This window comes from Streptomyces sp. NPDC003042, assembly GCF_053591315.1.
This window is the reverse complement of the sequence record NZ_JBSFTP010000092.1, coordinates 20975-27112: the sequence shown is the minus strand read 5'-3', so window position 1 is coordinate 27112 and position 6138 is coordinate 20975. Positions and strand designations below refer to the sequence as shown.

Genomic DNA, 6138 nt, shown 5'->3' with positions numbered 1-6138 from the left:
GCGGGTACTTCATCGGTGCAGCCATTACGCAAGGCTCCCTTCTCACGGCCCATCAGGCCATGAACGGCAACCTTCCGCATGTCGGGGGAACCTCATGTTGCGATCAGTGCAGGCGCCGGTCAGCCGGCTGCGTGCTGTTCGGCGCGGGCGCGCGTGGTGGCGAGGCGGTAGGAGTCACCTTCCGGGAGGTCAACTCCCGCATCGCTGCCGATCGGCTGGGACGACGCCAAGCGACGGCCGGCCGAGAAGGCGCGTGAGGACGCCGCCCGCGGCGGCCGCCGGGCCTGACCGGACGGCTGTTGCGCCCCGGCCGGACGGTCGCGGACGAAAGGCCGCCCGACGAAAGGCCGCCCGCCTTCGCGGTATTCCGCCGGATCCACGGCAGCCGCTGTGCCGGGCCTCGACAAGGCGCTCCTGACCCCGCGGACCTGCCTGCTCCTTGCGGCGCTGTACCTGATGGCGGCCCTCGTCACCCGCCGGGCCTCACGGCTTCCAGGAACTGCCCCGACCTGACCTCTCCGCCAAGGACCTCGGCTCCACGCCGGGGTCCTTGGCCGTTTGGGACGACCAGGAGGCCGGCCAGTGCGGCGTCCGCAGCGAGGGAGGCGCCGGCCAGTGGAGTCGTATCGACGTGCTCGATCAGCCTGAGCGCGGCGGCACCCTCGCCGTTGACGGGGCACTGCCGGATGCCGGTGCGAGCGTCGTCCACAGGCCCGTGCCCTCGCACTCCACGGCGATGTCGGCCCGCGTCGTCCCGCTGACCGGGATCCGGGGACGGTGGGAGGAGCGCGGCGAACCGGGTCCACCGGGCTGCTTCATCGATCACACGGCCGAGGCTGCCGCGGGCCCCGCGCCGGCTCCGCGCCGTCAGGCGAGGGTGGCCGCCAGGTAGCCGTGGAGCGCGCGCTTGAGTTCGCCGACGAGCGCCACCCGTTCGTCGCCGTCGGCCGCGACCACCAGGGGCACCATGGCCTGGAAGATCTGGACGGCCACCCGCGCCGTGCGCAGGCGGTCCTCGGCGGGCAGCTCGGGGGCCCGGGCGGCGATCATCGCCTCGACGCGGTTCAGCATCGCCGACTGGATGGGCCGGGCGGCGTCGGCGAGGCCGGCGGGCATGTCGGAACGGGCGAAGAGCGCCTTGAAGCCGGGGTTGGCGACGTTGAAGGCGACGATCGGGCCGACCATCCGGTCGAGGAGCGCGTCGAGGGGCGTGGCGGTGAAGTGGGCCTCGTCGAAGGCCTCCTGGTGCGCGGCCTGGAGCTGGGTGACGAACCGGTCGGCGAGGGCCTGGGCGATGGCCGCTTTGTTGGCGAAGAACTGGTAGAGCGAGCCCGGTGAGATGCCCGCCTCCGCCGCGATGGCGATCGTCGTGGCCTTCTCGTAGCCCGCGCGGGCGAAGACCACCGCCGAGGCGTCGAGGATCTCCGCCATCCGGCGTTCACCGCGCGCTTGTCGCCGCTTGGGCGTCGCCTGTGCTCCGTCGGCCGTGGCCGCGATCCGATCCGCCATCCGATCCTCCGTCAGATTCCTGCCGCCCGGCAGCACTTGAAAACACGAATGATCATTCGTATTCTTGCCACGCGGCACGTAACACGAATGATTATTCGTAAATGATACCGGAGGGGGAACCATGCTCGGCAGGTTCATCGTGCGCAGAGCCAGGTGGATCGTCGCGATCGGCTTCGCCGTCGCTCTGCTGGCCGGCGCCATCGGCGCCGGAACGCTCAACGCCCTGTCGCTCAACCGCTTCGAGGCCCCGGGATCGGAGTCCATGCGGGCACGCGATGCCCTCGCCCGGGACTACGGCACCGGCAGCCCGAACGTGGCCCTGCTGGTCACGGCCCGGCAGGGGACGGTGGACGACGCCGCGGCCGCCGAGGCCGGCCGTGCGCTCACCCGGGAGCTGGCCGCCCACGCGGGAGTCGGCCGGGCCTGGTCGTACTGGAGCAACGGCAGCCGGGACACCCTGCGCAGCCGGGACGGCCGCCAGGCGCTGGTGCTGGCCTGGGTGCCCGGCGACGCCAACCGGGTGCGCCGCGAGGTGCTGCCGGAACTGGCACCACGCTTCCACCGCACCACCGAGGCCGTCACGGTCGAGGTCGGCGGGGGCGACGAGGTCTTCCGGCAGACGATGGAGCGGGCGCGGCAGGACTTCCTGCGGGCGGAGATCGTCATCATCCCCCTCGCGTCGCTGCTGCTCTGGTGGGTCTACCGGCGGATCTCGGCGGCGCTGGTGACGGTCGGCATCGGGCTGTTCGCCGTGCTCGGCTCGCTCGCTCTGCTGCGCGGGGTGGTCGCGTTCACCCCCGTGTCCACCTTCGCCTCCAACATCGCGCTGGTGATGGGCATCGGACTGGGCGTCGACTACGGCCTGTTCGTCGTCTTCCGCTACCGCGAGGAGCTGCGGCGCGGGGACGGTGTGCCGCGGGCGGTCGCCCGTACCGTGCGCGGCGCGGGCCGGACCGTGCTGTTCAGCGGCGCAACGGTCGCCGCCTCGCTCTCGGTGCTGCTGGTCTTCCCCTTCCCCTTCCTGAGTTCCTTCGCCTACGCGGGGGTCGCCGTGGTGGTGGCCGCCGTGGCCGGTGCGACCGTGCTGCTGCCCGCCGCACTGGCACTGCTCGGACACCGGGTGGAACGGCGCGGGCCGGTGCCCGCCGAGACCGGGGGCTTCTGGTTCGCCGCCGCGACCCGGGTGATGCGCCGGCCGGTGGCCTTCGGCGGCGCCGCGCTGGCCGTGCTGCTGCTGCTCGGCGCGCCCTTCCTGGGCATACGGTTCGGGCTGCCGGACGACCGCGTGCTGCCCAGCTCGGCGCCGGCCCGGCAGATGTACGACCAGATCCGCGCCGGATTCGCCGTCGAGGAGGCGGACGCCGTGCAGGTGATCGCCGCCGCCCCGGCCTCCGGCGACGCGGTGGGCCCGTACGCCGCCGCGCTCTCCCGGATTGCGGGCGTGGCCCGGGTGGATTCGGCGGCCGGCTCCTACCGGGGCGGGCAGCCGGCGGGTCCCGGGCCGGCCGAGGGGTTCGCCTCCGGCGCGGGGCAGCGGCTCGCGGTCCTGCCCACCTCGGAGCGGCTGGAGTCCGACGCCACCGGCCTGGTCCGCGAGATCCGGGCGGTGCCCGCACCGTTCGCGGTGGAGGTCGGCGGATATCCGGCGGAACTCACCGACTACCGCGACGGGGTGACGGAGCGGCTGCCACTGGTCGGCGCGCTGATCCTGGTGGTGACCTTCGCCGTGCTGTTCCTGCTGACCGGCAGTGTCATCGCGCCGCTCAAGGCGACCCTGCTCAACGTGCTGAGCCTGTCGGTGATGTTCGGGGTACTGGTGCTGGTCTTCCAGGAAGGCCACCTCTCCGGCCTGCTCGGCTTCACCCCCACCGGGGCGATCGAACCGAGCGTTCCCCTCCTGATGTTCTGCATCGCCTACGGACTCTCCATGGACTACGAGGTCTTCCTGCTGTCCCGGATCAAGGAGGAATACGACCGCACCGGCGACGCTCTGGGCTCGGTACCCCTCGGAATCGCCCGCAGCGCACCACTGGTGAGCGCGGCGGCGGTCATCCTGGCGGTCTCCTTCGCCGTGTACGCGACCGGCGAGGTGGTCTTCCTCAAGCAGCTGGGCGTCGGAATGGCCGTGGCCGTGCTGGTGGACGCGACGCTGATCAGGGGTGTGCTCCTACCGGCGCTGATGCGGCTGGCCGGCCCCCTGAACTGGTGGGCCCCGGCTCCCCTGCGCCGGCTGCACCGCCGCATGGGACCGGCCGGGACCCCGCCGGTGGCGGACGAGGCACCGTTGACCGCGGGCGCGGAGCGGTTGCCCGCCTGAACGAGGACCGGCAGGGGGTGACGAGCTACTGCGGCGTGAGGATCCCGGTCGCATCCATCAGCAGGACGACGACCGGTGTCGCGACGATGAAGGCGGCACCGCCGCGGGCCACGGCGTCCGCGTACGAGGTGCCTGCGAGCCGCGCCAGGATGCTTGCGGCGAGCCCGGCCACAAGGCCGATCAAGAGGGCGATGGATATCAGCAGGGCTCGCGTGAGAGGGGAAGGCATCACGGACTCCCGGGGGTAGGTCGTGCGCTTCTGGGCCCGGCGGCCGGGTCTGGTGACCGCCGGCGCGATCGACGCTACGGAGGTGGCTCTGAGTGCCCAAGTCGCCTGATGCTCCATCATCTATGCATCCATGGCGCGTAGATGATGGGTCGGCGGGGGGTAGCTGACGAGACTATGCCGCCGTCGCCGGGCGGGTGTCACAGTGAGGCATGACCTTACAGACCGCGTCTGCGGGAACCGCTCTGAAATGGACTCAGCGCATGATCATTCGCGCATTGGCGTGGCTCAGGGGCGTCCAGTTCGCCCTGTGGATCTGGGTCCCCCTCACTGGTGGCGGCCCCGACCGGTTCGCTCCGCAGGTGCTTGTGGGCTACGTTCTCGCCGCGCTCTTCTCCGCGGCGATGTTCACCGTCGCAGTCAGGCGTGGCACCTTGTCGCCGCGTTGGGTGAGCGCCGACGTGGCTCTCGCTGTGGCCTACGCCATCGTGGTGAGCCGTTCGTACCCGCCTGCGGACGCCGCGTCGATCACGAACTGGGTGATTCCTCCCCTGTGCGGCGTCACGGTGACGGCGGCGATCTACGGCGGTCGCTACAGGGCGTGCGCGGTGGTCGTGGTGGTGGGCGCGTGGGTGCTGGGCGCGTGGCCCGCGCTCGGCACGGAGAACTCCGCGGAGTTGCTGTCCAACAGCGTGATGATGACCCTGTTCGCCGGCGTGGCGGGGATCACCGGCAAGCTCCTTTTCGACGCCGCGGGAGCGGCTGATCGCGCCACCGACGAGGCCGTGGTGGAGCGGGGCAAGGCCGTAAAGGCGTCGGAGCGGGAGCGCCACATCCGTCACCTGCACAACACGGTGCTCCAGACACTGGAAGGCATAGCCCAGGGGATACGCGGCACTGACCTCGATGACGTCCGGCGCGTCTGCCGGATCGAGGCCGAGAAGCAGCGGACCACCGCGTTGGTCGCCCGCCCTGACGGGGTGGTCGCACCCGTCATCCAGGCGCTGGCGGAGATGGTCCGGGACCACCCTGCGCAGAAGGAGCTTCGGCAGGTGATCACCAAGTTCGACAGCCGGCTTCCGGACCTGCCTGCCGAGGTGGTCGACGTGCTCACCGACGCCACCCGCGAGTCACTGAACAACGTGATCAAGTACGCGCACACGGACGAGGTGAGGGTGACAGCGGCCGTCCTGGAGCCCAACGGCGTCAAGGTGACCATCGTCGACCACGGTGTGGGATTCGACGCCGAATCCGTGGTCCTGGGCTTCGGTACACGCAGGTCGATCCTCGAACCGGTCGCCGCCATAGGGGGCAAAGCCATCATCGACAGCATGCCCGGAGAGGGAACCATAGTGGAGGTGTCATGGACTCAGTGATCGAGATCGCCGGCATCGACGACGCTCTGATGGACCTGCAGAGCAAGGCCGCATGGCTGAAGGCAGAAAGCGAAATCCGCATGGTCGCGACAGCCGCCTCGGTGGAGGAGTTCCTGCGCGGAACCCCCCGTCCGAAGGTCGTCACCCTCGATCTGCACCTGAACAACGGCACCTTGCCCGCGGACAACGTAACCGCGCTGATCAACGCGGGTCACAAGGTCATAGTCGTGACGGTCCTTCCAGAATACGACTGGGTCCAAGAGACGACCGAAGCCGGCGCATCCGCCTATCTCCACAAAAGCAACCGCCTGGAAACCCTGGTCACCGTCATCCGCGACGTGCACGCCGGCAAGGTACCCACCACCGCCGATCACGCCTACCACCTGGCCCACGACACGCGGCCCAACCGACCGCACCTGAGTCCCCGGAAGCTGGAGATCCTGGAGATGGTCAGCACCGGCATGACCCACGCGGCCATCGCGCGCCGCCTCGGTTGCGCGCCCAGCACGGTGGCCACCCACCTGGCGAGCGTGCGCGAGACCTACAACAAGGCCGAGCGGCCGATCACCAAGCCCACCGACTACCGGGACCGCCTGCGAGAACGGCAGCTGGATCACGACCGCCTCGACCCGACAGACTAGGAACACGAGCGGAGCTGCCGTGATGCGGTATCGCCCGGCGGCAGGTGTACGACCTTGCCGGCCGAGGTC

At 70.6% G+C, this 6138-nt stretch carries 6 protein-coding genes; 4 read left to right on the top strand and 2 right to left on the bottom strand.

The annotated features are described in order from the left end of the window. Nucleotides 1-257 (top strand): hypothetical protein (locus ACWDYJ_RS31475; protein WP_451569005.1); only part of this gene is annotated, 257 nt, incomplete at its 5' end. 610 nt (nt 258-867) lie between these two features. Here the strand turns inward: ACWDYJ_RS31475 and ACWDYJ_RS31470 are convergent. Then, the gene (locus tag ACWDYJ_RS31470; protein ID WP_451569004.1) at nt 868-1509 is read right to left on the bottom strand and encodes a TetR family transcriptional regulator; all 642 of its coding nucleotides are present in this window, start codon (nt 1507-1509) and stop codon (nt 868-870) included. Between the two features lie 121 nt (nt 1510-1630). Here ACWDYJ_RS31470 and ACWDYJ_RS31465 point away from each other — a divergent pair, with 121 nt between their 5' ends. After that, nucleotides 1631-3826, top strand: a complete 2196-nt coding sequence (locus ACWDYJ_RS31465) for an MMPL family transporter (RefSeq protein ID WP_451569003.1) — start codon at nt 1631-1633, stop codon at nt 3824-3826. Nucleotides 3827-3851: 25 nt separating this feature from the next. Here the strand turns inward: ACWDYJ_RS31465 and ACWDYJ_RS31460 are convergent, their stop codons facing one another. Beyond that, nucleotides 3852-4055, bottom strand: a complete 204-nt coding sequence (locus ACWDYJ_RS31460; protein WP_451569002.1) for a hypothetical protein — start codon at nt 4053-4055, stop codon at nt 3852-3854. A gap of 209 nt (nt 4056-4264) precedes the next feature. On the opposite strand from ACWDYJ_RS31460, the gene ACWDYJ_RS31455 reads away from it, so the two are divergent. Together ACWDYJ_RS31455 and ACWDYJ_RS31450 are read left to right on the top strand one after the other, a co-directional pair. After that, nucleotides 4265-5428 carry a sensor histidine kinase gene (locus ACWDYJ_RS31455; RefSeq protein ID WP_451569001.1) on the top strand — a complete coding sequence of 388 codons (1164 nt, stop codon included), beginning with the start codon at nt 4265-4267 and terminating at the stop codon, nt 5426-5428. After that, nucleotides 5416-6069 carry a LuxR C-terminal-related transcriptional regulator gene (locus tag ACWDYJ_RS31450; protein ID WP_451569000.1) on the top strand — a complete coding sequence of 218 codons (654 nt, stop codon included), beginning with the start codon at nt 5416-5418 and terminating at the stop codon, nt 6067-6069. The genes ACWDYJ_RS31455 and ACWDYJ_RS31450 overlap by 13 nt, the downstream gene beginning before the upstream one ends. Nucleotides 6070-6138 lie beyond the last annotated feature (69 nt).